This is a genomic window from Methylobacterium sp. 275MFSha3.1 (assembly GCF_900108435.1).
GTDB lineage: Bacteria > Pseudomonadota > Alphaproteobacteria > Rhizobiales > Beijerinckiaceae > Methylobacterium.
In genome coordinates this window covers 121,702-147,901 of record NZ_FNWP01000017.1, presented here as the reverse complement: position 1 = coordinate 147,901, position 26,200 = coordinate 121,702, and the positions used below count along the sequence as shown (strand labels likewise).

The window sequence follows — 26,200 nt, the reverse complement described above, 5'->3', positions numbered from 1 at the left end:
AGGGCTTCGCGGTGGCCGACCTCGACGCGGCGCGCAGCCTGGTCGGCGGGCGGGTGACGAGCTGGGCGGTGGCGGGCATTCCGGACCTGCGCCTGGAGGGTCGGGCGTACTGGGCGCACGAGCTGGCCGACACGGCGGCGGTGGTTCGCTCGAGCCTGTTCGGGGCGGGGTTCGCGGGCCGGACGAGCGCGCTGGGCCGGGACGGCGCGGTTCTGGGGGTGAGCCTGACGGGGGCGGTCGCCGCGGGCGTGCGGCTGTCGGTGGGCTATACCGGCGACGTCCGCCCGGGCGCCACCGCCCAGGTGTTCACCGCCGGCCTCCAGGCCGCGTGGTGAGGGCCTCTTGAGCCACGCTCCTCGTCGCGGCCGGGTCGCTCCCGGCACCCGTGCCGATCCCGCAGCATCACGCCGCGCATCGCACGGCGCGGCGGCGAGGGCAGCGAGGATCTCGGACGCCACCGCTGGATCGCCGCGCACGCCGGCGTGGTCGGCGCGCTTCCGCCGCCTCGCCATCCGCTCCGGGCGGCGCGACGATCTCCGCGCGCCTTCGCTCATCCCGTCCGCGCCCTCGTCCGCCGGACCCGGGCCAGAGGGTCGTGTGGCCGACTCCGCGTCAGAGGCGTCGGTGAGGAGCCAACTCGAGAGCGGACGCGCCGCGAACCGGCGTGGCAGTCGGATCCGTCGCGGCCGAGTAGGTTTCAGCCGTCCCCTTCTGCTTACGCTTCGCGGCGTAGAGGGCCGCGTCGGCGTGGCGCAGCAGCACGTCGCGGTCCTGTCCGGCCTCTCGTGACCGCGCGAGGCCGATCGTTCCCGTCACCCGCGCGATCTGACCCTGCCCTTTCACGACCATCTCGAGGTCGTGCAGGAGGCGCCGCACCATCGCCTGCACGCCCGCGCCATCGCAGCCGGCAGGCTCTAGGATCGCGAACTCGTCGCCCCCCAACCGTGCCGGGAAGCAACCGGCGTAGCAGGGCGCGCGCAACCGCTCGGCTACGCAACGCAGAACCTCGTCGCCGGCCGCGTGCCCGAGGCGATCGTTCACGCCCTTGAAGCCGTCGAGGTCGATCAGGAGGACAGCCACATCGTCGTCGGAAGCGCGCGCCTCGCGCAGCCGCGCGTCGAGTGCGCGGTGGAATTCGGCTCGGTTGGCGAGTTGCGTCAGGTCATCGGTGCGCGCCTGATGGCGAAGACGCTGCTCCAAGCTGTGCCGTTCGGTGATGTCCTGGATCAGGCCGATGAGGGCGACGGGCTTACCCTTGACCAATTCGATCTCGCAGGAGCACCGCACGCGCCGGGCATTGCCCTTGGCGGTCACGAAATCGGCGTCCATCTCGAACGGCTCGCCCGTGTCCAGCACGCGCCTGACGGCCGCGCGGAAGAGGGCGCGATCGGGCTCGGGAAAGAAGTTCATGATCGCGCCAATCGGCACACCGCCGCTGACGGGCAGCTCGTGAATGACGAAGACGCCGTCCGACCAGGAGGTCGACCGCGTCTCGATATCGTAGCGGTACGAGCCCATCTCGGCCATGCGCTCCGCCTGCTTGAACTGGCGGCGCTCACGCTCCAGGCCCTCGACGGCCATCCGGCGTTCTTCGGCAGCCTCGGCTGCGCGCAGGGCCACGGCGCGCGCCTCGATCAGGGCCTCCGCGACGCAGGCCAGCTCTTCGAGCACCTCCAGGTCTGTCGTCGTCGGCTCGCGGGGCTGTTCGTCGAGGACGCAGAGCGTGCCGATCGTGATCTTGTCGCCGTCGGCTTGCCGGACGCGGACCGGCACGCCCGCGTAGTAGCGGATGTACGGGGCGTTCGTGACGAAGGGGCTGGCCACGAAGCGAGGGTCGAGGCTGGCATCCGCCACGATCAGCGGAGCCTCCGTCTCGAACACGACGGGGCAGAACGCCTGGGCACGCGGCGTCTCGGCCGCCAAGGGACCGCAACGCGCCTTGAACCACTGGCGCTCCGGGTCGATCAGGGTGATCGAGGACATGCCGGTGCCGAGCATGCGCTGCGCGAGCCTGGCGAGTGCGTCGAACTCGCGCTCCGGCGGCGTGTCGAGGAGGGCGATCTGGGCCAGCGCCTGCTGGCGGAGTGCCTCGCGCTGGGTATTCGATATGGTCCCCTGCAGCACTGTTCGACCTCGCCGGAGCCAAGATGGTATCCGGGGGATACGACGAGAAGGTTTAATCGAGGGTGCGATGGCCTGACCTTTCGTCGAGGCCAGGCTTCGTCCTGGGACTGGCGCTGTCCGGCACGCGCGCAGGGGCCGCTCTCACCGCTCTTCTCCCGCGAGCCGGCCGGCAGCTTCCGAGCGGGGGCGATCCGGCAGCGACCCGGGGTAGCCGTTCCGAAGAACATGGCCCCTCCCGGGGGAAACAGCCGAGTGTCCGGCGATGCGGGCTTCGGCCGGCGCTGGGGCCTCCCGGGCCTGGATCGCTGACCCGTGCGGGAAGCCGCGCGGCGGCGCGCGCGCGTCAGGTGGCTGCCCGCAGGGTGATCCGCGTCAGCTCCGACGGACGCCCGAGCCGGAGGGCAAAGCCGGGCCAGAGCCCGGTGCCGTTGCTGACGTAGAGCCGCATGGCCCCGACCCGGTACGCCCCCGAGACGAACCCGGCATTGCCGCGCGCCACCAGCCGGTCCAGGCCGCGGATCATGCCGCCGTGGGTGTGGCCGGAGAGCTGGAGCGCGACGCCGCGCGCCGCGGCCCGCGCGGCGTTGGCCGGCTGGTGATCCAGCAGAACGATCGGCGCGCCCGGCGGTGCGCCCGCCAGGGCCGCGTCGAGGTCGGGCCCCGGATGCCCCGTGGCGGGCGCGGAGCGGTCGGTGACGCCGGCCAGCACCAGCGCGTCGCCCCCGCGCCTCAGGATCGTGTGGGTGTTGGCGAGGACGCGGATCCCCAGGCCCGCGAGATGGCCCATCCAGGAATCGTGGTCGAAGAAGTACTCGTGGTTGCCGGGCACGGCCCAGACACCGTCGCGCGCGCGCAGGGCCCGCAGCGGCGCGACGTCGTCTCGCCGGGCCTCCAGCGAACCGTCGATGAAGTCGCCGGTCACGACGATCAGGTCGGCCTGGAGGGCGTCGGCCCGCGCGACGACGGCCCGCGCCCAGGCGGCCGGGAACAGGCGGCTGATATGCAGGTCGGTCAGGTGCAGGATCGTGTAGCCGTCGAGGCCGGGGGGCAGGTCCGCGATCGCGACCGGGACGTCTTTCAGGGGCGGCACGCGCACGGCCTGCCACACGGCGACGGCCGAGAGGCCCGCGGCCGTCGAGGCCACCGCGATGCGCCAGGCGGTCGGGATCGCCCAGCCGCCCCCGGGCAGAGCCAGCGAGATCAGCGCGACGGCATCGAGGCCGAGCTGCATCACCGCCGCCAGCGCGATCGCACCGAACGCCCAGTTGAACAGGATGACGACGGGGCGCGGAAATTCCGGCGCGAAGACGGAGCCGGAGGAGAGGCGGCTCCACAGGTGGTACTGGGAGGCGACCAGGAGGAGCCCGGCGAGGCCGAGCCTGAGCGCGAGCGGCACCGGCAGGGGCCACACCACCCGCGCGATGACGTAGGCCGCGGGCAGGCTGGGGATGAGGCGGATCATGGGCGGCTACATGGACCGGGCGACGGCCGAAAGGCAAAGCTCGCGCCGGGCCGCCCGGTGCGCGGCGGCACATGCGGTCGCCTCGCGCGGGTCGGGAGGTACCCTCCGCCGGCCCGTCGCCCGCCCCGCCTTCGCTCCCGCCGCGCCCGGAGACCGCCGGCGTCAGCGCGCGCCCGGATCGAACCAGGCGCGTAGCGGATCGAGGGTGGTCTCGTGCGCCAGCGGGGGCGACGCGCCGTCCGGGGCCGCCATGCCCACGCGGTCGTGCCAGTACGTCGCCAGCCCCACCCGCGCCGTGCCCACGAGGTCGAAGGCCGAGCCCGCGACGAACAGGCAGCGCGCCGGCTCGACCCCGAGGGCCTGCAGTCCCAGCCGGTAGGGACGCGGATCGGGCTTGTAGAAGCCGGCGCGCTCCGCCGTGACGACCGCGTCGAGTTCGACCCCCAGGCAGCCGGCGGCGATGCGACCCAGACGTTCGGAGCAGTTGGTCACGACGCCGAGCCGCACGGAGCGCGCCGCGAGCGCCTGCAGGGTCTCCGTCACGCCGGGCCAGGGCCGGAGCTCGCCGTAGCGGTCCTCGAGGTCCGCCGCGAGGCGGCGCGGCAGGCCCACCGCCGCGGCGGCCTCCGCCACGAGATCCTCGTAGGGCCGGTACGCCCCCGTCCGGTAGGTGATCCGCAGGTACTCGGCCCGCCACCGGCGGCCGGCCTCCGTGCTGCCGGCGACCGAGTCCCACAGGGACCAGCTGTCGAGCAGGGCCGTCAGGAGGTCGAACAGGACGGCGTCGAACCGGTGGGCTGTCATGATGGGCTTCTCCTTCCGTATCGGGCGTCGCATCGGGCGGCGTCGGTGCCGGGGGCCTCGGGCCGTGCCGACGGGGCCCGGAGCGCGCGTCAGTGCGCGCGTCAGTGCGCGCGGGCGGCATGCGCCGCCCCGAGGAGGGCGGCGGTCACGCGCCTCGCGGTGTCCGGGCGGGCTCCCGCCGCGTCCGGCGCCGCCGGGCGCTCGCGAGGCGCCCGATCCGCGACGTCACGGTCGGCGCCGCCTACCAGCCATTGATGCGCGGCCAGACGGCGGCGACCCGCCCGTCGGCGTCGAGGACGTGATAGCGATCGTACTGGGCGCCCGTCGCGCAGGCGTGGTTCGGCAGGACGCGCACACGGTCGCCGATGGCCAGGTCGGGGAGGGCGGCGCGGGAGCCCGGGCGCAGGGCGAGGATGCCGTGTTCCTGGTTGGCGTCGGCGACGATCAGGTCCGGGTAGGGGCGGCCGGCGCGGTCGCAGACCACGCCGTAGCCCTGATCGACCGCCTGCCGGGCCGTGCCCCGGTCGCGCGACAGCGCCATCCAGCCGGCATCGGTGATGATCCAGCCCTTGTCGCGGCGGTGCCCGATCACGGTGGCGAGCACGCTCACCGCGATGTCGTCGACCGCGACGGAGCCGACCCCGGCCTGGAACAGGTCGCCGAACATGAACACGCCGGCACGGACCTCGGTGATCCCGTCGAGGTTCCGGGCGTAGCGCGCGGTCGGGGTCGAGCCGACGCTCACCACCGGGCACGGCAGGCCCGCCGCGCGCAGGAGGGTGGCCGCCGTCACCGCCGCCGCGCGCTCGCCCTCCGCGGCCGCGGCGAGATCCTCGGGATCGCTGAGGCCGTAGCTGTCGCCGGCGTGGAGCAGCACGCCGCGCAGGTCCGCCCCCGCGCCGAGCGCGCGCCCGATCGCCACCAGCAGCGCCGCGTCGGCCGGCTTCACGCCGGAGCGATGCCCGTCGGCGTCGACCTCGATCAGGACCGGCAGACGGTCGCCGGTCCGCGCGGCCCAGGCGGCGACCGCGTCCGCCTGCTCGATCGAGTCGAGCACCACGGCGAGGTCCGCGCCCCAGCGGCGCCGGACCGCGCCGACGCGGTCGAGCTTCTGCGGGGCGATGCCGACGCCGTAGATCATGTCCCGGACCCCGCCCTCGGCGAAGTACTCGGCCTCGCGCAGGGTCGAGACGATCGCCGGGCCGGCCGGACCGGTCATCGCCAGGCGGGCGACGTCGATCGACTTCGCCGTCTTCAGGTGCGGCCGGAAGGCGACGCCCAGCCGGTCCAGGTGCGCCCGCAGCCCCGCGAGGTTCGCGCGCAGCCGCGCCTCGTCCAGGAGAAGGCACGGTGTCTGAAGAGGACCCGACGCCCCGTCGGCCTCCGCTGACGGCACCTGCGTCCCGACTCCGGTCTCCGGCATGTCCACGCCTCCCTGTCTCGCTGCCGGGTGACAGATCATGCCGGACCGCGAGACGCCATTAATCTGTTCGGCATTCTGGATTAAGGTCGGCCTTAATGCTCGACACCGACGATCTCCGCTTCTTCGTCGCGGTCGCGGCCAGCCCGTCCCTGGCCGCCGCGGCGCGCAGCCTGAACGTGTCGCCCCCCGCCGTGACGCAGCGGCTGCGCAGCCTGGAGAAGCGGCTGCGGGTCCATCTGGTGGACCGGTCCGGCCGCGGCCTCACGCTGACCGACGAGGGGGAACTGCTGGCCGAGCGCGGTCGCGACCTCCTCGGCGCCTTCGACGATCTCGCCGACGCCCTGGCCGAGCGCGTCGGCGCGGTGACCGGACATCTGCGCGTCGTCGCCCCGCTCGGCTTCGGGCGCCGCTACGTGGCCCCCGTCGTGACGGCGTTCCGGCTGCGGCATCCGGGCGTGCGGATCGACCTGCTGCTCTCGGATCGCCTGGGCCGCATCCCGTCCGAGACCTGGGACCTCGCGATCCACGTCGGTGAGATCAGGGAGGCGACCCCGAGCCTGACCGTGCGCGCCCTCGCGCCGAACGACCGGATCCTCTGCGCGGCGCCCGCCTACCTGGCCCGGCATCCGGCCCCGCGCGTGCCGGCCGACCTGCGGGATCACACCTGCATCGCGCTGCGCGAGAACGACGAGGACGTGACGCTCTGGCGCTTCCGCGCGGCGGAGGGCGCCGAGGTCCGCGTCAGGGTGGATGCGGCCTTGGTCAGCAACGACGGCGACGTGGTGCGGGGCTGGGCCCTCGCGGGCCTCGGCGTGATCGTGCGCTCGGAATGGGATGTCGCCGACGACCTGCGCGCGGGGCGGCTGGCGCGCCTGCTCGAAGGCTACGCCCTGCCGTCGGCGCCGGTCGTCGCCCTGCTCGGCTCGGAACGGCGGTCGCGCGCGGCCCGGACGGAGCGGTTCCTCGAGGCGCTCCGGCGCTCGTTCGATCCGCTCCCGTGGCGCCCGCCCGCGGGTCCTGGCGCGGCCGCCGGGGATGCGGGGCCTTGAGGCGCCCCGGCCGCGCGCCGTCCGGCCCCGAACGCTCCGCCCGACGGCGCCCGATCCCGCTCAGCTCCGGATCTCTATCGGCGTGCCGACCTCGACCCGCGCGTAGATCGCGCGGGCCTCGGCGTTGGTCACGCCCACGCAGCCATCCGTCCAGTCGATCAGACGATGCAGGCGACCGACCCAGGAGAACCCGTTCCTCAGACCGTGGATCATGATGTCTCCACCGGGCGGCACGCCGGCCGCGGACGCCGCGGCGCGGTCGGCGGCGTCCGGATAGGAGATCCGCAGCGCGAGGTGGGCGATGCTGTCCGGGTTCTTGCCCGCGATGCGGTAGCGACCCTCGGGTGTTCGGCCGTCGCCTTCCCTCGCCTTCGGGCCGATCGGCGCGAAGCCCAGCGAGACGCGGTAGACCGCCAGGACGCGTCCGCCGCGCAGCAGCGTCAGGCGCCGTTGCGCCTTCTCCACGCGGACGAGATCCGCGCGCTCGGCCTGCGGCACCAGGCCGGGGGCCGCGGAGCCCGCGGGACCGTCGGCCGTCCCGAAGAGGAGGGCGAGCGGCGCGACGCAGAGGATCGGTCCGACGAGGTGGCGGCGTCTCATCGGCCGATCCTACGGGGCAGGCGTTTCACGGCCAAACGACCGGGCCCGGATCGCCGCCGGTCAGGGTCGATCCCGGAGTCAGGCGGCCCATCGCAGGGCGTCGCGGCCGGCGTGCTTCGCCTCGTACAGAGCGCTGTCGGCCCGCTGAGCCAGCGCTTCGTAGCCCTCGCCCACGCGCGCGACGGCCAAGCCCATGCTCAGGCTGACCGGCGCTTCGGTCCCGGCACCGGTCGAGAACGGCAAGGCGCGTGCGCTCGCGCGGATCCGCTCGCACACCGCCCTGGCGCGCTCGAGGTCGCTCTCGCGGAGAAGGATCACGAACTCGTCGCCGCCGAGGCGCGCGACCAGATCCCCCGGGCGGATCTGCGACGCGAGCAGCAATCCGAGAGTCTCGAGCGCGCGATCGCCCGCCGGATGCCCCCAGCGGTCGTTGATCTGCTTGAAGTGATCGATGTCGATCGCGATCAGGCTGACGGGCGGCAGCGCCCTGACGGGCAGGATGGTCTCGATCTGATGCTCGAAGCCCGCACGGTTGAGCAGTCCTGTCAGGGAATCGGTGAAGGCGCTCCTCGTCATCTCCCGATCGTGCGCGGCCAGCTCGGCCGTCAGCCGCGCCCGCGCGGAGACCTCCGCCGCGACGGGCAGGCAGGTCAGCAGGATGAAGGCCAGGAACACCTGGAACGCCTGCGCCTGCGTGACGGCGTCGGCCGCGATCAGGACCATCGGCCCGCGACCGTACATCGTGGCGACGCCTCCGATGACGGCCACGACCATCACGGCCGCGATGACACCCAGGCGGCCCAGCCGGAAAGCGATCAGGATGAGGGGCGGGAAGATCAGGAACAGCAAGGGGCGGCTGGTGCAGAAGAAGGTCGCGTACGCGACCGAGCCTGCGAGGACGAGCAAGGCGGCCGCTTCGAGCCGGTCCCGCCAGCTCCGCTCCGCGAGCGCACGCGCGTAATCGCCTCGGAACAGCGCGAGCAGGAAGGGCGTGAAGACGATGAGTCCCAGGCCGTCGCTCGCGACCCAGGTGCCGAACGAGCGCAACAGGGGCTCGCCGAAGACGAGATGCGCCGTCAAGCCTCCCAGCACGCCGCTCGCGGCCGGTGCCAGCAATCCCGCGATCGCGAGGAACCGCAGGGCGGATCTCGTGGATTGCAGCAGGGCGTCCTGCTCGTAGGTCCTTCGCAGGAGACGGACGGCCAACATCACCTCGGCGAGGTTGGCGAGACTGTACAGGAACGGGCCGATCGAAGTCCCCCGCGTCAGGACATTGGCCGCGATGTTCGCGGCCAATCCGGCGCTCAGCACCGTGCCCGATCGCACCCTGTCATGGGAGAGCAGCAGGGCGACCAGAATGGCATTGGCCGGCCATAAGGCAGCGATGTCGTGTCCGCTACTGGCCAGGCTCAGTGTCGAGGCAGCGGTGCAGAAATAGAGAAACGCTGTCGTCAACCATAGATAGAGTGCCGGCTTCTCGTCGCTCTCGTCGTCGGATCGCTCTCGGATCATGGTCTCGATAGACATGAAAATTTATAACGAACAGATAATATTGTGCAACTATTGGTATGCTACTCGTCTATAATACAACTGCTGGGGATGGAGACAGCAATCGTCATGATCGGCGATCGGCGCAGCGAGCATTGCGCCGACTCGCATGATCGGAGATCGGAGCCGTTACGGGGTGCCGCTGAGGCGTCCGTCGCGCGGTTGACCGCGCGTCGCCGCGGCGGACCCGGTCTCGCGCGGAAGCGGCGGGCGTGCCGCTTCACGCCTGCCGTCCGCGATCCCGCCGGACCGAGCCGGCGCCGTCGAGGCCGTGGAGGTCGAGGGTCAGGGCAGCCGCCGGGGCGTCGGCGGGCCTCTCGTCCGGAGAGGCCCGCCTCGCAAGCAAAGGTGGCTAAAAGGCCGGCATTAACCAAAGCTTAATTATCTGAGGAGGGCCGCTCCGGCTGCCTAGCTCCGCAACGCCGGCTGAGATACGGTTAAGGATCACTTAACGGATCCGAATACGATGGCGTCTATTACAGGTCTCGCCAAAGACTTGGTGCCATACCCTGGTCCTGTGCCGCTGCGACGGCGTCCGACGGCCGCACGGCGGCCGAGCGAGAAGCGGATCGCGCCGACCGTCTCGTCTCCCGACCACGGCCTTTCCGAACTCGCTCAGATCGAAGTCAATCTCGAAACCGACACCAGCACCCTGTGGGCCTTCATGCGCCCGCAGGGCCGCCCGTGCCAGAATCCCGAGATGCTGGCCGACTTCAGCCGCCTGCAGGATGGCATCGAGCGCGGTTTCGGCAACGGCAGCCTCGACCTGAACTACTTTGTCTTCGGTTCACGATTTCCCGGCGTGTTCAGTCTCGGCGGTGATCTGAGCCTGTTCGCGAGCAAGATCCGCGCGGGCGACGAGGCCGCGCTGGTCGGTTACGGCAACGCGTGCGTCGATGTTCTTCATCGCAACATGAACGCGCTGAACCTGCCGATCATCACGATCGGCCTCGTTCAGGGCGACGCGCTGGGCGGGGGGTTCGAGGGCCTGCTCTCGTTCGACGTGATCATCGCCGAGAAGGGCACCAAGTTCGGCTTCCCGGAGATCCTCTTCGGGCTCTTCCCCGGTATGGGGGCCTACAGCTTCCTCGCCCGGCGTCTGGGGACCATCAGGGCTCAGGAGATGATCCTCGATGGGAGAACCTACACCGCGGAGGAGATGCACGAACTGGGAATCGTTCACGTCCTCGCCGAGCGTGGCCAGGGCGAAGCGGCCGTGCGCGCGTACATCGCCGGCAACCACCGGCGCCGCAACGGGCAGCAGGCGATCTATCGAGCCGCCCGGGAGGTCAATCGCATATCGTTGGAGGAACTGAGAAAGATCGTCTCGGTCTGGGCGGCCGCCGCGATGAATCTCACGGACAGGGATCTGAGCATCATGGAGCGGCTCGTCCTGGCGCAGGACAGGCTCAGGGGAAAAGCCCAGGCCGCTCAGGCCCGCACGGTGACCGCGCGGGGGCCGGCGGGGTCAGCTCGCTAGCTTCGTCACGGGCTCCGCGGCCGCGAGCATGGCCCGGATCTGGGATGCGGCGACCGGACGACTGAACACGTAGCCCTGGATCAGATCGCAGCCCTCGGCCCGGAGGATGGAGAGCTGCGTCTCCGTCTCGACGCCCTCGACGACGATGGCCATCCCGATGCTCCTTCCCATCCCGACGATCGCCCGGATGATCGCGGTCGACTCGGCCTTCCTGTCCAGGTCCCACACGAACGACCGGTCGATCTTCAGCTTGTCGAAGGCGAAGTTTCTCAGGGAGCTCAGGGACGAGTAACCGGTTCCGAAATCGTCGATCGACAGGCGGATCCCGAGCTGGCGGAGCGTGTGGATGGTCTCGACGATCTTGTGCGTCGCGCCCAGCGTCACGCTCTCTGTGATCTCGAGCTCCAGGCGATGCGCCGGGAGGCCGGAGCGGTTCAGCGCGCCGATGACGTGGAAGGCCAGCTGCGGATCACCGAACTGACGCGGCGACATGTTGACCGCGACGCTCACGGTCGACGGCCAGTTCCGGGCCTCGCGGCACGCTTCGTTCAGAACCCAGTCGCCCAGCTGGACGATGAGCCCCGTGTCCTCGGCCACCGGGATGAAGTCCGACGGCGGGATGTAGCCGGAGACGGGGTGCTGCCACCGTAGCAGTGCCTCGCAGCTCACGATCGCCCCGGTGCTCGCGTCGACGATCGGCTGATAGTGCAGCTCCAGTTCGCCGTTGGTCAGGGCGGCTCGGAGATCGGACTCGAGGGCGTGCCGCGCGCGCGTGGCCGCTTCCATCTCGTGCTGGAAGATCTTGAACCCGCTCCTGCCGGCCCCCTTGATGGCGTAGAGGGCGATATCGGCGCATTTCAGCAGCCTGTCCTCGTCGTTGGCATGGAACGGAGCGATCGCGATGCCGATCGAGGCGCCGACCGTGACGTGGGTGCCGTCGATATCGAAAGGTCGCTCCAGCTCGTGCAGGACGCGCTGCGCGAGATCCTCCGCGACGGCCGGCGACGTGACGGATTGCTGGACGATGACGAACTCGTCGCCGCCGAGGCGGGCGACCGATCCGGACAGCGCCCCGATCCCGCGCAGCCGGTCCGCCACCATCTGCAACAATCTGTCTCCGGCCGGATGCCCCAGCGTGTCGTTGATGACCTTGAAGTGGTCGAGATCGAGCAGATGGACCGCGAAATCGCCCTTGCTGCTGGCGCTGGCTTTCAGCGCCTGGGAGACCTTGGCCTTGAAGCTGCTGCGATTGAGCAGGCCCGTCAGATCGTCGTAACGCGCCATCTGCTGGATGCGGGCTTCGCTCCGACGCCGCTCGGTGATGTCCTCGAAGATGATCACGTAGCCCTTCTCGGCGGTCCGCCGCTGCATCAGGGAGACCACGCGATCGTCGGGCAGGATCAGGACCAGGTTTCCCGACCTCAACGCGTTCGACGCCGCCGAGAATGTCGAGAGCGTCGCGCCGCGCCCCGCGGTTCGCTCATCGATGATGGCGCGGCTCAATGCGTACAGCGATTTGGCCGTCGAATTGGTGTGGATGCGGTTCGAGGGAATGCCCGATATCGAGAGGAACTGGTCGTTCCAGACCTGGAGCCGGCCGCGCGCGTCGAACATGCACAGTCCGTGCGACATGTTGCGCAACGCGATGTCGAAGAGATTGGCCTGGGCCTGGAATTTCTCGGCGAGCGCCTCCTTCTCGCGCGTCGTCACCAGGGCCGACACGATGATCTCGCGCGTGCTGAGCGTGATGTCGATCATGCCGTAGGCGAACAGGAGCGAGAGGATGCCGAGCGAGGCCCGCTCGCCGTCGCCCGACACGAGCAGGCCCGCCGACAGCGGCATCGCCGACAGGAGCACCTGCGCGATGGCCAGCAGGGGGCGGCCCGCATTGCGGCCCGAGATGCCCGCGGCGTAACCGATCGTGAACGTGGGGGTGATGACCTGGAGCGCGAGGTTGGACGACCGCGTCGTGATGAGGAACGACAGGATGCCGAGCGACGCGGCGTAGGCGAACGCGCCGAGGGAGAAGTACCTCTCCCAGAGCTCGTAACGATCGTGCTTCTGCGGCCCCTTCGTCAGGTAGATCCGAGCGAGCACGATGCGGGTGAGGCCGATCAGGCCGACCGCGAACGCGGTCACCGTGATCGCGCGATCGTCGGACCAGAACGCCGCGGCCGTGGCGACGATCGTCCCGGACGCGGCGCCGACCGCGAGCGACGCGAAGGGCTGATACAGCCCGTCGACGAGCGAGCGCTTCACGCCGCGCGCGAGGAGGGCATCTTCAGCGAGTGCGGCCCGCAGCTTGGAATACAGTCCCAACGCGGCGTCTCGCTACTTCGCTCTCGTCGAGGGGGTCATCATTGTAGCAGTTCAATCCCAGGTTATATCCGCATATTAGCGGCTTCGAATTTCAGAAATATTGAAAACCGTGGTTAACGCCGCGCGCGGGGCAAATCTCTGCTTCGAATATTTGTCTCCTGTGCGCAAATATTCGGTGATCTCCGTCGTTCACGAGGCCGAATATCGGTGCCGCGCCGGGCAGTCCGGCGCATGTATGGACGGGACGGGCGCGGAGGGTTCACTCATATCCCGTCGGGCGTTGCGCCGCGGACACCCCATATCCGGAGCTGTCGTCTTGCTCGACCGCGTTCGGCGCGAAGACGTCTGCGTGTTCGTCAGACGTCGCGGCGATCGCGCGATCCTGCCCCGGCGGCATCGTGGCACCGCCGATCCCGTTGCGCGCTCGACGTCCGCATCGGCGCCCGGATGACGTTGTCTCGTCGGGGACTTTCACGCTCCCGGGCGCGCGACATCGCTGTCCGCCGTATGCGACCGCCGCCGTTGCGTGTGAGCCGCTTCCCCGGCGCGATCGCGCTCGCGGAGCCCGGGCCACCCGCGTGTGGACGCCGGCGGGTGCGGCGCGCCGCCGGCGACCGGCTCAGCCGATCCCGAAACCGCGGATGAGCAGGACGGCGATGGCCAGCAGCACGAGGAGCGAGGCGGTGACCGCCATCGTGACCCGGCCGCCGACCTGGGCCAGCACGCGCACGTCCACCCCGAGGCCGAGCGCGGCCATCGACACGATGGTGAGGAAGCCGGCGAGGCGGGAGATCGGCGCGACCCAGGCGTCCGGGATCAGCCCGAGCGAGCGCAGGCTCGCCAGGGCCAGGAAGCCGAGGATGAACCACGGGACCAGCTTGAAGAAGCCGGGCCGGCGCCGGGCGCTCCCGGGGGCGCTTCCCCCAGCAGGCTTGGCGCTCGCTCCCGCCGCCGGCAGGCGCGGGGCGAGGAGCGAGAGGGCCAGCACCACCGGCCCGAGCATCAGCACCCGGACCAGCTTGACCAGCGTGCCCACTTGCGTGGCCAGCGGGCCCACCGGGACGGTCGCGGCCAGCACCTGCGGCACCGCGTAGACGGTCAGGCCCGCCAGCACGCCGTACTGGTGCTCGCTGAAGCCGACGAGCGGCACGAACAGCGGCAGGCCCAGCACCATCAGCACGCCCAGCACCGCCGTGAAGGCGATGGCCGCCGCCACGTCCCGGCTGTCCGCCCCGATCACCGGCGCCACCGCGGCGATCGCCGAGTTGCCGCAGATGGCGTTGCCGCAGGCGATCAGCAGCGCCATGCGCACCGGCAGGCCCAGGGCGCGGCAGAGCGCGCAGCTCGCCAGGATGGTCAGCGCCACCGCCCCGACGATGCCGGCCAGCAGCGCCGGGCCCGAGGCGACGATCGCCCCGAGGCTGACCGCGGCGCCGAGCAGCGTGACGGCCACTTCCAGCACCTGCTTGGCCGAGAAGGCGATCCCGGCCTTGAAGCGCGCGCCCGGCACCCAGGCGGTCCGCACGGCCGTCCCCAGCAGGATGGCCAGCACCAGGGCCTCGACGTAGGGATGGCCGGTCAGGTGCTCCTCGCCGGCCTGCAGAGCCTGCGCCACCGCGGTGATGCCCAGGCACAGGAGCAGGCCCGGGAGCAGGGTGCCGGCCGCCCCGGCCCAGGCGGAGGCCCCCCGCGACCCGGTCGGCGCGGCCCTGGACCGGTCCGGCACGGCGGTTCTGACGGTCATCGCGCGACCTCCTGCCCGGTCTCGGCGCTCAGTAGGCCGCGCCGAGATAGCCGGCGATGGCCCGGGCCTGCTCCTCCGTGATCGGCGCCCGGTAGACCTTGATCATCTTGGCGACCTCGGCGTCCCAGAACGCCTGCCCCTTCCGGGGCGGCTGCATGGCGACGTAGTCGGCTGAGTGGCAGGTCAGGCAGTTCTCCTGCGCGGCCTGGAAGCCGGCCGCGTGCGCGGCATCCGGGGCCGGCCGGAACTGCGCCGTCGGCTCCGGCAGCGCGTAGGTCTCGGGCGCGGCCAGCGCGGGTGTCGCGGCCAGCGCGGCGGCGATCGCGACGACCGACGCGCGGAGCGGGCGGGTGCTGAACATGCCGATCCTCCCTCTAGGCCGCGCGCACGCGGGTCGTCTCGACGACGTTGCGCATGTAGCCGGCGGGGTTCCAGCGCGGCTCCATCGGCTGGGTCGCGCCGTCGTTGCCCGTGGCCCGCACGCGCAGGGCGTGGGCGCCCGGCGCGAGATCGACCTCCGCGGTCCAGGTGCGGAAGGCGTAGGGGCCGAGATCCTGGCCGAGCCGGGCCGCGCTCCAGGTCCGGCCATCGTCGGCCGAGACCGCGACGTCCCGGATGCCCGAGCCGCCGTCGAACGCGATGCCCCGCAGGGCGACCGGACCCGCCTTCACCGGCGCGCCGTCGGTCAGGTTCGTCAGGAAGGAGCGGACGTTGAGGCGGCCGATCGGGACGGTCCTGTCCGGCGCCTTGCCGGGCTCGGTGCAGGCGCAGGGATTGTCGGGGATGCGGTAGGCCGTCTTCATCCAGAAGCCCTCGAAGGGGTGATCGAGGACGGCGATGCTGTCGAGGTGCTTGACCCAGTAGGTGCCGTAGTAGCCCGGCACCACGAGGCGGAGCGGGAAGCCGTTGAGCCAGGGCAGGTCCTGCCCGTTCATGCCCCAGGCGAGCAGCACCGCGCCGTCCCGGGCGTGGTCGAGGGTCAGCGCCTTGGCGAAGTCCGGCGTCTCGGGCAGGACCGGCCCGTCGAGGCCGTTGAAGGCGACCTGCACGGCGCCGGCCTTCACGCCGGCCCGGTCGAGCACCGTCTTGAGCGGCACGCCGGTCCAGCGGGCGCAGCCCATGGCGCCGTTGGCGAGCTGGCCGCCGGCGATGCGCGGCTCGAAGAAGCCGCGGGAATTGCCCGAGCACTGGTTGACCGCGACGATCTCGGTCTGGGGCATCGCCTTGAGGTCGGCGAGCGACAGGGAGAGCGGGCGCTCGACCTGCCCGGTCACGGCGACGCGGAAGGCCTGCGGGTCGATCTCGGTCGGGATGTCGGCGAGGTGGTAGCGGACGAAGAACGCGTCGTTCGGCGTGATCGCGCCCCCGTCGAAGACCGCGAACGGCGTCTCCAGCTGCGGCGGGCGCGCGGTCATCTGCAGGAGCGGCCGCTTGCCCGGATAGGCCACGAGCGGCCGCTCGCCGTTGCCGAAGGGCAGCGTCACCCCGTCGGCCGCCCGTGCGCGCGGCACGCCCCCGAGCGCGGCGAGGGCGCCGAGGGCGCTCAGCCGCATGAAGTCCCGTCTTCCGCGATCGGTCATCGCGCGCTCCCCGTTCAGGCTGTGGCAGCGGAGGTCCGGTTCGGCGCGCCCCGCCTTCGACTGCGAGGCGGCGCGTCGGGGGATCCCGGTCAGCGAAGGACCGAGAGGTAGTGGATGTCCTGCGTCAGGCAGGTCGAGAGGCGCCACTCGACCGGCCGCTCCTCGAGGTCGATGGCGACGCGGTCGATCTCGAGGGCGGGGGTTCCGGCGGGCACCTGGAGCAGCTCGGCCTCGCGGGGCCCGATCGCCACGGCCTTCAGGCGCTCGTTGGCGGTGGCGATCGTGATGCCGTAGCGGGTGGCGTAGAGGCTGTAGAGGGTGTTCGGCAGCTCGATCTGGGCGATGCCCGGGAACAGGCCGGCGGGCACGCTGATCGTCTCGACCACGCACAGCTTGGCGTCGACGGCGCGCACGCGCTCGATCCGGACCACGCGGGCGGACCGCACGAGGTCGAGCCGCCCGCGCTCGTCGGCGCTGGCGGCCGCCTCCGCGATCCCCGTGACCCGGCTCGTGGGCATGCCGGTGCCGTCGCCGTCCGGCCGCAGCTTCAGGAAGCGGAAGACGCTCTGCTTGTCGTCGTGGTCGGCCACGAACGTCCCGCGGCCCTGGCGGCGCACCAGCAGGCTGTCGGCGGTGAGCGCGTCGAGCGCCTTGCGCACCGTCCCCTGGCTGACGCCCAGCTCGGCGGCGAGCTGCCCCTCGCTCGGAAGGATCTGGCCGGGCTGCCAGACCGCGTCGGCCAGGCGCTTCAGCAGCGTGTCGTAGACCTGCCGGTAGAGCGGGCGGAAGCCGACCGCGCCGGCGCGTCCCGAGTCTGCGCGTCCCGAGTCTGCGCGTCCCGAGTCTGCGCGCCCCGAACCTGCCTGCCCTTCGCCTGACCGTTCCATCGCGTGACGACGCAGAGCCCCATCCGTGGGTAGAGCGTCGAAGGTTGTGTCCAGCACCTCTCCCTCCTCTCGCTTACGTCGCCCTGCCGACGGGAGCAATCACGGGTTCTTCCTCCGCACAGGCGTTACGCCTCACAGCGCCCGGATCTCGGCCACGAGGGCTTCGGCCACGTCGAGCCCCGCCTCAGCGGCCCGGCGGCGGAGCCCGAGCCGGCGGCTGCCCGGGAGCCGGGCGCCGTCCTGCGCCTCGATCGCGCCGGCCAGCGCCGCGAAGCGCTCCGGCGCGTCCGGGCTGAGCGCCGAAGCGTCGAGGGCGAGGATCAGCTGGCCGGTCCCCGGCGGGTCGCCCGCGGCGTCGAGGAACGAGGAGGCTTCGCCGGCGAAGCGCGCGCCGACGAGCCCGGCGGCCAGCAGCTCGACCATCAGGGCGAGCGCCGTCCCCTTGGCGTCGCCCAGCGGCACCATGGTGCCGTCGAGGGCGGCCGTGGCGTCGGTCGTCGGGCGTCCCTCCGCGTCGAGGGCCCAGCACTCGGGGATCGGCTCGCCGCGCTTGGCCGCCCCGACGATGTTGGCGCGGGCCACCTTCGACAGCGCGAGGTCGACCACGATCGGCGCGCGGCCCGGCAGCGGGCAGGCGAAGGCCAGCGGGTTGGTGCCGAACACCGCCTGCCGGCCGCCCCAGGGGGCCATCGCGGCGGGCGTGTTGGCGAAGAGCAGGGCGACGCAGCCCTGCTCGGCCAGGGCCTCGACCGGGCGGCCGGCCGCGCCGCAATGGTGCGAGCGGCGGATGCCCGCCGCCGCCACGCCCTGCTGGCGCGCGACGCCCGGCAGCGCCTCCAGGGCGAGATCGATCGCCGGGTAGGCGAAGCCGTGGGCGGCGTCGATCGCGAGCAGGCCCGGCCGCGGGCGCGACGCAAGCGGGACCGCGTCGCCCGCGACCTTCCCGGCCCGGACCTGCGCGGCGTAGGGCGCGACCCGCGACAGGCCGTGGCCCTTGAGCCCGTCCGCCTCGGCGCCGACCAGGGCGCGGGCGACGCTCCGGGCCGCGGCCTCGGCCGTGCCGCAGCGGACGAGGGCGTCGGCGGCGAGGGCCTCGGCCTCCGACAGGGTCAGGTTCGGCATCGGCTCAGCGCTCCGTGAGATGGCGGCGGACGGCCGCGGCCGTGACGGCGGAGACGCGCACGTTCGACTCCTGCGTCACCCCGGCGATGTGCGGCGTGAGGATCAGGTTCGGCACGTCGGCGAACACGGCGCCCGCCGCCGCGTCGAGGGGCTCGCGGTCGAACACGTCCAGCGCCGCGCCGCCGAGATGGCCGGAGCGCAGGGCTTGCGCCACGGCGGCCTCGTCCACCACCCCGCCCCTTGCCGCGTTGATCAGGATCGCGCCCTTCGGCATCCGCGCCAGCGCCGCCGCGTCGATCAACCCGCGGGTCTGATCGGTGAGTGGCACGTGCAGCGAGAGCACGTCGCTCTGGGCGATCAGCGCGTCGAGTGCCTGGCTCTGCACGGGTCCGGTGGCCGGGTTCCAGGCCGGGTCGTCCGCGGCCACGAAGGGGTCGTGGGCGGCGACCGTCATGCCGAGGGCCGCCGCCCTCCGGGCAGTCTCGCGGGCGATCGACCCGAAGCCGACGAGGCCGAGGCGCTTGCCGGCGATCTCGCGGCCCATCAGGGCGTTGCGCGGCCACGTGCCGGCCGCCACGCGGGCCGTGGCCCCGTAGGCGCCGCGCAGGAGCAGCAGCGCGGTGGCGACCACGTACTCGGCGACCGCGCCGTCGTTGGCGCCGGTGGCCGGGTAGACCGCGATGCCCCGGTCCCGGCAGGCCGGGACGTCGATGTTGTCGAGGCCGACGCCGAGGCGGCCGACGACCTTGAGGTCGCGGGCGGCGTCGAGCAGGGGGCCGCGGACCTGGGTCCGGTTGCGCACGATCAGGGCGTCGGCTCGCGCCACGGCGGCGGCGAGGTCCCCGGGCCGATCGACGAGGCCGGGATCGTACTGCACGTCGAGGCCGGCGAGCTCGGCCGCGATCGCGGCCTCGTCCATGAACTCGCTGATGATGACCTTGGGCATGGAGGATCCTTCTCAGGTCGCCGGCACGGCAGCGGGGAGGGGGCGGCGCAAGGCCGCCGCCGGCTCGCGGGCTGGGATCGCGTCCGCCGCCTCGTCCTCGTCGTCGAGGAGGTCGAGGTTCGGGGTGATGCGGCCGTCGAGCACCGCCCGGGCGTGGGCGAGGTCGATCTTGCCCTCCCAGCGGGCGATCACGAGGGTCGCCACCATGTTGCCGACCGCGTTGGTCACGCAGCGCAGCTCGTTCAGGATGCGGTCCACCCCGATGATCAGGGCGATGCCCGCCACCGGCAGGAGCTGCGAGGCCTGGAGCGTCGCGGCGAGCACGAACAGGATGGCGCCGGCCACGCCCGCCACGCCCTTCGAGGTCACCAGCGCGATGGCGAGGATGCCGAGCTCCTGCTCCCAGGTCAGCGGCACGTTGAGGGCCTGGGCGATGAAGCCGATCGCCATGGTCAGGTAGATGCACGAGCCGTCCATGTTGAAGGACAGGCCGGCGGGCATCACGAGGCCGGTGACGCTCTTGTCGACCCCGAGGCCGTTGAGCTTGGCCATGATCCGCGGCAGCACCGATTCCGAGCTCGTGGTGCCCAGCAGGATGAACAGCTCCTCGCGACTGTAGCGGAACAGCTTCCACAGGCTCAGACCGAGAAGCGCATCACGCCGCCGAGGAAGACCGCGATGAACACGATGAAGGTCAGGTAGAGGGAGACGATCAGCATCCCGTACTGGGCGAGGATGCCGAGCCCGAACTTGCCGATGGTGAACGCCATCGCCCCGAAGGCGCCGATCGGCGCGAAGTGCATGATCAGGCCGACGACCTTCATCAGCACGTCGCCGAAGGCGTGGACCACCTTGAGCGGGAACTCGCCGCGCCGGCCCAGCATCGCGAGCCCCATGCCGACCAGCACCGAGAAGAACATCACCTGGATCAGGTCGCCCTTGGCGAAGGCGTCGACCGCGCTGTGCGGGATGATGTTGGCGACGATCTCCATCGGAGACTGCGCGTGGGCCTTGCCGGCGATGCCGGCCACGAGCTTGGCGTCGAGGCTGTCGACCGTGGCGTTCACGCCGTCGCCCGGCCGCAGCAGGTTGACGAACAGGAGGCCGGCGGCGAGCGCCACCGTCGTGGCGACCTCGAAGTACAGGATGGTCTTCAGGCCCATCCGGCCGACGCTCTTCATGTCGCCGACATGCGCGATGCCGACCACGACCGTGCAGAAGATCACGGGGGCGACGATCATCTTGATCAGGTTGATGAACATGTCGCCGAGGATCTTGCAGCCCACCGCGAAATCGGGCGCGACCACGCCGACGCCGATGCCCAGGGCGATGCCGAGCAGAACCTGGCCGTAGATCGACCGAAGCAGCCTCATGCGTTCCTCCAGAATGACGGGACGGAGGCCGCCGCGGTTTCCCCCGCGGTCGTGCGCTCCGGCGTGGTCCTGACCCCGTGGCGTCGGGGCCGCGCCCGCGGACCGGATCGCGGTCCGCGGGCGCAGGACTTGTGCGTCAGGCGCTGCGGTAGAGCTTCGTCATCACGAATTCCCGGTGGCCGAGGGACTCGGCCGCCGTGAGCCGGCCGTTGGCGGTGCGCACCACCATGTCGATGAGCGCGTCGCCGGCCTGCGGGATCGTCATCTCACGGGTGAGCACACCCGAGACGTCGACGTCGATATGCTCGCCCATGGTCCGCACGGTCCGGGGATTGCCGGTGATCTTGATCACCGGGACGATCGGGTTGCCGATGACGTTGCCCTGGCCGGTCGGGAAGGTGTGCACCACGTAGCCGGCCGCCGCCATCAGGGTGACGCACTCGGCCGCCGCCGAGGACGTGTCCATGAAGTACAGGCCGGGCCCCTTGGCGGGCGCCTCCGCGGGCTGCAGCGCGTCGATGAACCGGCACTCGTGTCCGATCTTCTCGAGGTTGCCGAGCGCCTTCTCCTCGATCGTGGTGAGGCCGCCCGCGATGTTGCCCTTGGTCGGCTGCGAGTCCGAGAGATCGTCGGTCTTGTGCGCCTCGATCACGTCGTCCTGGTAGGCCTTCCACATCGTGTACCACTTGTCGGAGATTTCCGGGCTGATCGCCCGCTCGCGACAGAGGTGCTCCGCGCCGGTGATCTCCGAGGTCTCGCCGAACACCCCGTAGATCCCGTGCGGGATCAGCTTGTCGTACATGTTGCCGACGGTGGGGCAGGAGGCGAGGCCGGTGGTGGTGTCGGACTCGCCGCACTTGGTCGAGACCCAGAGGTCGGCGATCGGGCATTCCTCGCGCTGGAGCTCGGTGGCCCACTGCACGAAGCGCTTGGCCTGGTAGCTCGCCCTGGCGACGATCGCGATGTCGCCGTGGCCCTCGATGCCGAAGCCGACGACCGGCTTGCCGGTCTTGGCGATGCCCTCGACCACGCGGTTGGTCCACTGGTCCTCGATGCCGATCACCACGACGGCGGCGACGTTCGGGTTCGAGCCGATGCCGATCAGGGTGCGGAAGTGGAGGTCCAGGTCCTCGCCGAACTGGAGCCGGCCGTAGGCGTGGGGCAGCGCCATCGTGCCCTTCACGTTGTTGGCGACCGCCTCGCAGGCGGCGTTGGACAGGTCGTCCAGCGGCAGGAGCACGACATGGTTGCGCACGCCGACCCGGCCGTTCTCCCGGCGCCAGCCCATGAAGGTGGCGGAGGTGTAGTTCTCCGAGGCGCGCCGGGTCGCGAGCGCCTTGGTGGCGAACTGATCGGGCGCACCGCCGACGAAGGGGGTGGCGATCTCGTGTTCGAGCTGAGCGGCTTCCTTGAACATCGTCACCTCACCAGCGCTTCGTCTTGACGTTGTGGACGTGGACGTGCTCGCCCTTGGCGACGTCCTTGATGACCTTGCCGATGTCCTGGCCGTACTTGATGGCCGTATCGCCGGCCTTCAGGTCGGTGAGCGCGACCTTGTGGCCGATCGGGATGTCGTGGCGGACATGGACCTCGAAGGTGCTGTCGTTCTCGGTGACCACCCCGAAGGCGTCGGTGCTCGCGCTCAGGCCCTCGATCACCGCGACGGCGACGTTGTCCTGGGGGGAATGGGCGAGAAGATGCGGCTTGCGGCGCCCCGCGCCGGACGCGGCGTGGCTGCTCATGCGGTCCTCCTGATCTGCGTCGTCGGCTTCTCGGCGGCGACTGGTCTTATATAAGACCAATGAGGTGTCCGGCGTCAACGGGTGATCGAGGGGTGCGGGTGATTTCACTGGTTCGGGGACGGCACCGAGCGCCCCATCCTCATCTGTGACGAAGGGAGGTCGCGGGCCGGGCCCGGATGGGCAGCCCTGTCGCGCCGCAGAGGCATGCGCCTTGCCCAGTCGGACAGGTCTTATATAAGATACATGGAAACAGAGCCCGCCCCGGCGGGACGCGGGCCGGGAGGACGAGAATGGCGGGTGTGCGCGCGGATGGCATCGGCCGGGCCGGGCGCCCCCGGTGAACGAGACGCTGCTCCTCGTCCTCTGCGTCGGCTGCGCCGGCGTGATCTCGGGCCTGACGGGCTTCGCCTTCGCGCTGATCGCCTCCGGCACGCTGCTGTCGATCCGCACGCCCGTGGAGGCGACCGCCCTGGTGCTCGTCTGCAGCATCCTCTCGCAGGTGATCTCGATCCTGCGCCTGCGGACCTGGCCGCCGCGGGGCACCGCCTTCGCGATGATCCTGCCGGGCCTCGTCGGCGCGCCGATCGGCATCCACCTGCTGCACGATCTCGATCCGCGCTTCATCAAGGTCGCGATCGGCGCCTTCCTGGTCCTCTACAGCGGCGGCGTCGCCCTGCTGCGCGCCGATTACCGGGTCGGCTTCGGCAATCGCTGGAGTGACGGCGCGATCGGCTTCCTCGGCGGCGTGCTGGGCGGCATCGCGGGCCTGTCCGGAGCCCTGCCGACGGCCTGGAGCCTCGTGCGCGGCTGGGATCCGCGCACCCAGCGGGCGGTCTACCAGTCCTTCACCCTGGTGATGCAGGTCTGGGCCCTGACGATCCTCGTCTATCTCGATCCGCTGCCGCCCGAGCTCCTCGGCGACCTCGCCCTGGCGCTGCCGGTGGTGCTGGTGAGCGTGCTCGCCGGGCTCTCGCTGTTCGCCCGGATCGACCAGCGCCGCTTCCGCACGCTCGTCCTCGCGCTGCTCGCCGCGATCGGCCTGACCACGACGGCCCTGGCGCTGCCCGGCCTGCTGCAGAACTGAGCGCGGCCGGTGGGGCGTCAGCTGCCCACCTTGTCGTGGACGCCCGCGAAGAACAGGTCCTTCCAGCTCTCCGGCCGGCGGCGGATCGTGCCGGTGCGGGCCATGAAGTCGGCGACCTTTCCGACCGCCCGGGGCGTCGCCGTGAAGGAGACCTGCGGGTCCTTCAGGATCTCGGTGATCAGCCCGACATCGCTCCCGTCGCGGGCGAGCCGCACGTAGGCGCGCGCCGCCTCCGACGGATCGGCCGTGATCGCGGCGAGCGCCTCGTCCAGGGCGGCGCCGAAGGCCGCGACGACCCGCGGGTTGGCGCCCGCGAAGGCCGAGGACGCCCAGACGACGTTGAAGGTCGAGGGTTCGCCCAGCACGTCGAAGCTGTTCAGCACCGTGCGGATGCCGGGCCGGCGCAGCTCCAGCTCCTGGATCGGCGCGGCGGTGAAGTGGGCCGTCACCTCGCTGCCCCCGAGGAGCGCCGCCATGCCGTCGGGATGGGAGAGGGTGACGGTGAGCCGGTCGAGGTCGTTGCGGCGGCCTGCGCCGAGCTCCCTCTCGGCGGCCATCTGCAGGAACATCGCCTGGACCGAGACCTTCACGGCGGGGAGCGCGATCTTGTCCCGGTCGGTGAAGTCGGCGAGCCGGTGCACCTTCGGATTGCTGGTGTTCATCAGGAGCGGCATGCTGTTCATCGCCGCCACGCCCTTCACCGCCATGGCGGTGCCCTCGGTCTTCGACCAGAGCAGCACGAGGGGCGGCACGCCGCCGGCCGCGAACTGGATCGTCCCGGAGAGCAGGGCGTCGTTCATCGCCGCCCCGCCGGCGAGGGTGAGGTAGCGCGCCTGGAGCCCCGCCACGCCGCGGGCGGCCGCGGCCTTCTGGAGCAGGCCCTGCTCCTCCATCAGCATCAGCGGCAGGTGGCCGAGGCTCGGCTGGCGGGCGATCGCCACCGCGCCGACCTCGTCGGCCCGCCCCGGGACGGGACCCGCCAGGAGCGCCGCGGCCCCGGCCAGAACGTCGCGTCTGCGCATGATTCCCCTCCTTGAGCCCAAGGTCCGCGACCGTCGCGCCGGCGCACGTGGCGGGCGCGACCTGCCCCCTCTCCCGAGCGGGAGAGGGTTGGGGTGAGGGATGAGAAGGTTCAGGATTAAGCCCGCCCTCGAACCGCCTACGCGGTGCGCCTCGTCCGGATAGGTCTCATCCCTCACCCTGTCCCTCTCCCGCCCGGGAGAGGGGACCCGCGCCTCATTCGGCAAGACGGCGTCGCCGTCATGTATCGTGCTCGCCCCCTCAGCCGGGGCGGCGGATCACCGGCGCCGCCACGCTCTCGATCATCACGTTGATGCAGGCCGGCAGGCCGCTGGCCTGGGCCGCCTCCAGCGCCGCCGGAAGTTCGGCCGCCTCGGTCACCAGCGCCCCGAAGCCGCCGAGGGCCTGGACGACCGCGTCGTAGCGGGTCGGGAGCAGGTCGCAGTGGCGCGTCCGCTCAGGGCCGTAGCTGCGCAGCTGGATCTGGTGCTCGGCGTTCCAGCGCGCGTCGTTGCCGACCACCGCGATGAACGGGATCCGATAGCGCACGGCGGTGTCGAACTCGGCCATGTGGAAGCCGAAGGTGCCGTCGCCCAGCACCGCGACCACCGGGGCGCCGGGCCGCTCCAATGCGGCGGCGATCGCGAAGGGGATCGACGCGCCGATCGTGCCCGAGACGCCGTTGATCAGCCGGCGCCCGCCGCGGACCAGGGCCTGCGGCCATTGCCCGATCTCGCCGCCGTCGCAGATCAGCGTGCCGTCCGGGTGGCGTTCCAGGAAGGCGTCGACCGCCCGGCACAGCTCCACCGGGTGCAGGCACTGACCCGTCCCGTGGAAATCCGCAAAGGCGGGCGGCCGGTAGGCGAGGGCGGCCCGCGCCTCCCTGTGCCAAGCGTCCCGGCGGGGGAGGGCGGTGGCGCGGGCGGTCAGCGCCGCCAGCACCGGCCGCGGATCGGCGAGCCCCGAGACCGCGAGGCGATCGGCCGGCGCGCGGGCCAGCAGCGCCGGATCGGGATCGACGACGGCGAAGCGGCAGTCGGGCGCGAGGGCGGGCGCCGCGCCGAAGCGCAGGGTGAAGTCGAGCGGCTTGCCGAGGAGCACGAGGAGATCGGTCCGCGCCAGGACCTCGGCGAAGGCGCCGAGCGCCGGATCGTTGATCCCGCGCGGGCTCTCCATGCCGACGACCGGCAGGCCGAGAGTTTCTTCCAGCGTTGCCATGGCAGCCCGGCCGGAGGCGTCGCACAGCGCCGGGCCGCAGGCGATCAGCGGCCGTTCCGCCCCCGCGAGGGCGGCGAGGAGGTCGGCCACGAGATCCGGCGCCGGCTCGGCGGCCCGGATGGCGGCCGCTGCGCGGTCCGGGATCCGCACCGAGACGGCGGGGACGGCCGCCTCCAGCAGGTCGACCGGCAGGCTGAGATGGACCGGGCCGGGCCGCCCCTCCCGGGCGATCCGGAAGGCCCGGGCGAGGTCCGGCCCGAGGGCGGCGACCGACCCGGCGGTCCAGGCGGCCTTGGTCATCGGCCGGGCGATGTCGGCCTGGGCCAGTTCCTGGAAGGCGCCGCGCCCGAGCTCCGACAGGCCCGCATGGCCGGAGAGCAGCAGCACGGGCGACTCGGCCGCGAGCGCCGTGGTGAGCGCCGCCGCGCCGTTGGTGTGGCCCTGCCCACCGGTCACCAGGGCGACGCCGACCTCGCCGGTCAGCCGGCCCCAGGCGTCGGCCATGTGGACGCAGGCCGCCTCCTGGCGGGTGTGGACGAGGCTGATCCCGGTCTCCAGCAGGGCGTCGAAGACCGGCATGATGTGGTTGCCCGACAGGGTGAAGATCCGGGTGACGCCGAGCGCCTCCAGGGTCCGGGCCACGATGTCGGCGCCGCGCAGGGTCTGCATGGACGG

At 71.8% G+C, this 26,200-nt stretch carries 23 protein-coding genes and 1 pseudogene; 5 read left to right on the top strand and 19 right to left on the bottom strand.

The window, feature by feature from the left end; genetic code table 11:
* Together BLW78_RS20415 and BLW78_RS30755 are read left to right on the top strand one after the other, a co-directional pair.
* A partial coding sequence (locus BLW78_RS20415; protein WP_139307703.1) for an autotransporter outer membrane beta-barrel domain-containing protein occupies positions 1 to 335 on the top strand: 335 nt, incomplete at its 5' end.
* Positions 336 to 386: 51 nt separating this feature from the next.
* Positions 387 to 537 (top strand): annotated as a pseudogene (locus BLW78_RS30755) (IS5/IS1182 family transposase); the annotation flags it as partial.
* Positions 538 to 612: 75 nt separating this feature from the next.
* Here BLW78_RS30755 and BLW78_RS20410 read toward each other — a convergent pair.
* From BLW78_RS20410 to BLW78_RS20395, 4 genes are all read right to left on the bottom strand, one after another.
* Entirely contained in the window at positions 613 to 2,109 is a 1,497-nt protein-coding gene (locus BLW78_RS20410) for a diguanylate cyclase domain-containing protein (RefSeq protein WP_244526996.1), read from the bottom strand.
* Between the two features lie 358 nt (positions 2,110 to 2,467).
* Positions 2,468 to 3,586 carry a metallophosphoesterase gene (locus BLW78_RS20405; RefSeq protein WP_091681720.1) on the bottom strand — a complete coding sequence of 373 codons (1,119 nt, stop codon included), beginning with the start codon at positions 3,584 to 3,586 and terminating at the stop codon, positions 2,468 to 2,470.
* Positions 3,587 to 3,748: 162 nt separating this feature from the next.
* Complete coding sequence (locus tag BLW78_RS20400; RefSeq protein ID WP_056530626.1) at positions 3,749 to 4,390, bottom strand: HAD-IA family hydrolase; 642 nt, start codon at positions 4,388 to 4,390, stop codon at positions 3,749 to 3,751.
* Positions 4,391 to 4,631: 241 nt separating this feature from the next.
* Positions 4,632 to 5,813 carry an alanine racemase gene (locus tag BLW78_RS20395; protein WP_091681718.1) on the bottom strand — a complete coding sequence of 394 codons (1,182 nt, stop codon included), beginning with the start codon at positions 5,811 to 5,813 and terminating at the stop codon, positions 4,632 to 4,634.
* Between the two features lie 95 nt (positions 5,814 to 5,908).
* Here BLW78_RS20395 and BLW78_RS20390 point away from each other — a divergent pair, with 95 nt between their 5' ends.
* Positions 5,909 to 6,862: a LysR family transcriptional regulator gene (locus tag BLW78_RS20390; protein WP_020094934.1), complete on the top strand. Its 954-nt coding sequence runs from the start codon at positions 5,909 to 5,911 to the stop codon at positions 6,860 to 6,862.
* A gap of 60 nt (positions 6,863 to 6,922) precedes the next feature.
* On the opposite strand, the gene BLW78_RS20385 is transcribed toward BLW78_RS20390, so the two are convergent.
* Both BLW78_RS20385 and BLW78_RS20380 read right to left on the bottom strand, forming a co-directional pair.
* Positions 6,923 to 7,462 carry a L,D-transpeptidase family protein gene (locus BLW78_RS20385; protein WP_091681716.1) on the bottom strand — a complete coding sequence of 180 codons (540 nt, stop codon included), beginning with the start codon at positions 7,460 to 7,462 and terminating at the stop codon, positions 6,923 to 6,925.
* A 78-nt stretch (positions 7,463 to 7,540) separates the two neighbouring features.
* Positions 7,541 to 8,989 carry a GGDEF domain-containing protein gene (locus BLW78_RS20380; RefSeq protein ID WP_091681714.1) on the bottom strand — a complete coding sequence of 483 codons (1,449 nt, stop codon included), beginning with the start codon at positions 8,987 to 8,989 and terminating at the stop codon, positions 7,541 to 7,543.
* Positions 8,990 to 9,476: 487 nt separating this feature from the next.
* On the opposite strand from BLW78_RS20380, the gene BLW78_RS20375 reads away from it, so the two are divergent.
* Complete coding sequence (locus tag BLW78_RS20375; protein WP_091681712.1) at positions 9,477 to 10,490, top strand: crotonase/enoyl-CoA hydratase family protein; 1,014 nt, start codon at positions 9,477 to 9,479, stop codon at positions 10,488 to 10,490.
* Here BLW78_RS20375 and BLW78_RS20370 read toward each other — a convergent pair.
* The 11 genes from BLW78_RS20370 to BLW78_RS20325 form a co-directional block, all read right to left on the bottom strand.
* A complete protein-coding gene (locus tag BLW78_RS20370; RefSeq protein ID WP_091681710.1) occupies positions 10,479 to 12,809 on the bottom strand; it encodes a putative bifunctional diguanylate cyclase/phosphodiesterase in 2,331 nt (776 codons plus the stop codon). The genes BLW78_RS20375 and BLW78_RS20370 overlap by 12 nt on opposite strands.
* Positions 12,810 to 13,428: 619 nt before the next feature.
* Entirely contained in the window at positions 13,429 to 14,553 is a 1,125-nt protein-coding gene (locus tag BLW78_RS20365) for a YeiH family protein (protein ID WP_170855203.1), read from the bottom strand.
* A gap of 28 nt (positions 14,554 to 14,581) precedes the next feature.
* On the bottom strand, positions 14,582 to 14,914 hold the full coding sequence (locus tag BLW78_RS20360; protein ID WP_091681709.1) for a SorB family sulfite dehydrogenase c-type cytochrome subunit: 333 nt from the start codon (positions 14,912 to 14,914) through the stop codon (positions 14,582 to 14,584).
* A gap of 13 nt (positions 14,915 to 14,927) precedes the next feature.
* Positions 14,928 to 16,133, bottom strand: a complete 1,206-nt coding sequence (locus BLW78_RS20355; RefSeq protein WP_091681707.1) for a SorA family sulfite dehydrogenase catalytic subunit — start codon at positions 16,131 to 16,133, stop codon at positions 14,928 to 14,930.
* An 89-nt stretch (positions 16,134 to 16,222) separates the two neighbouring features.
* Positions 16,223 to 17,020 carry a GntR family transcriptional regulator gene (locus tag BLW78_RS20350; protein ID WP_244526994.1) on the bottom strand — a complete coding sequence of 266 codons (798 nt, stop codon included), beginning with the start codon at positions 17,018 to 17,020 and terminating at the stop codon, positions 16,223 to 16,225.
* A gap of 132 nt (positions 17,021 to 17,152) precedes the next feature.
* On the bottom strand, positions 17,153 to 18,142 hold the full coding sequence (locus BLW78_RS20345) for an Ldh family oxidoreductase (protein ID WP_091681704.1): 990 nt from the start codon (positions 18,140 to 18,142) through the stop codon (positions 17,153 to 17,155).
* A gap of 4 nt (positions 18,143 to 18,146) precedes the next feature.
* On the bottom strand, positions 18,147 to 19,088 hold the full coding sequence (locus BLW78_RS20340; protein ID WP_091681702.1) for a hydroxyacid dehydrogenase: 942 nt from the start codon (positions 19,086 to 19,088) through the stop codon (positions 18,147 to 18,149).
* Between the two features lie 12 nt (positions 19,089 to 19,100).
* Positions 19,101 to 19,679 carry a cation:dicarboxylate symporter family transporter gene (locus tag BLW78_RS32080; RefSeq protein ID WP_280142476.1) on the bottom strand — a complete coding sequence of 193 codons (579 nt, stop codon included), beginning with the start codon at positions 19,677 to 19,679 and terminating at the stop codon, positions 19,101 to 19,103.
* Positions 19,680 to 19,726: 47 nt separating this feature from the next.
* The gene (locus BLW78_RS32075; RefSeq protein WP_280142475.1) at positions 19,727 to 20,461 is read right to left on the bottom strand and encodes a cation:dicarboxylate symporter family transporter; all 735 of its coding nucleotides are present in this window, start codon (positions 20,459 to 20,461) and stop codon (positions 19,727 to 19,729) included.
* 136 nt (positions 20,462 to 20,597) lie between these two features.
* On the bottom strand, positions 20,598 to 21,878 hold the full coding sequence (locus BLW78_RS20330) for a UxaA family hydrolase (RefSeq protein WP_091681737.1): 1,281 nt from the start codon (positions 21,876 to 21,878) through the stop codon (positions 20,598 to 20,600).
* A 7-nt stretch (positions 21,879 to 21,885) separates the two neighbouring features.
* Entirely contained in the window at positions 21,886 to 22,203 is a 318-nt protein-coding gene (locus tag BLW78_RS20325) for a UxaA family hydrolase (protein WP_020094921.1), read from the bottom strand.
* Positions 22,204 to 22,540: 337 nt separating this feature from the next.
* Here BLW78_RS20325 and BLW78_RS20320 point away from each other — a divergent pair, with 337 nt between their 5' ends.
* A complete protein-coding gene (locus BLW78_RS20320) occupies positions 22,541 to 23,287 on the top strand; it encodes a sulfite exporter TauE/SafE family protein (protein ID WP_020094920.1) in 747 nt (248 codons plus the stop codon).
* Between the two features lie 17 nt (positions 23,288 to 23,304).
* On the opposite strand, the gene BLW78_RS20315 is transcribed toward BLW78_RS20320, so the two are convergent.
* Positions 23,305 to 24,309, bottom strand: coding sequence for an ABC transporter substrate-binding protein (locus BLW78_RS20315; RefSeq protein WP_091681701.1), 1,005 nt, complete (start codon positions 24,307 to 24,309; stop codon positions 23,305 to 23,307).
* Positions 24,310 to 24,568: 259 nt separating this feature from the next.
* Complete coding sequence (locus BLW78_RS20310) at positions 24,569 to 26,194, bottom strand: thiamine pyrophosphate-binding protein (RefSeq protein WP_091681699.1); 1,626 nt, start codon at positions 26,192 to 26,194, stop codon at positions 24,569 to 24,571.
* Between the last annotated feature and the right edge of the window lie 6 nt (positions 26,195 to 26,200).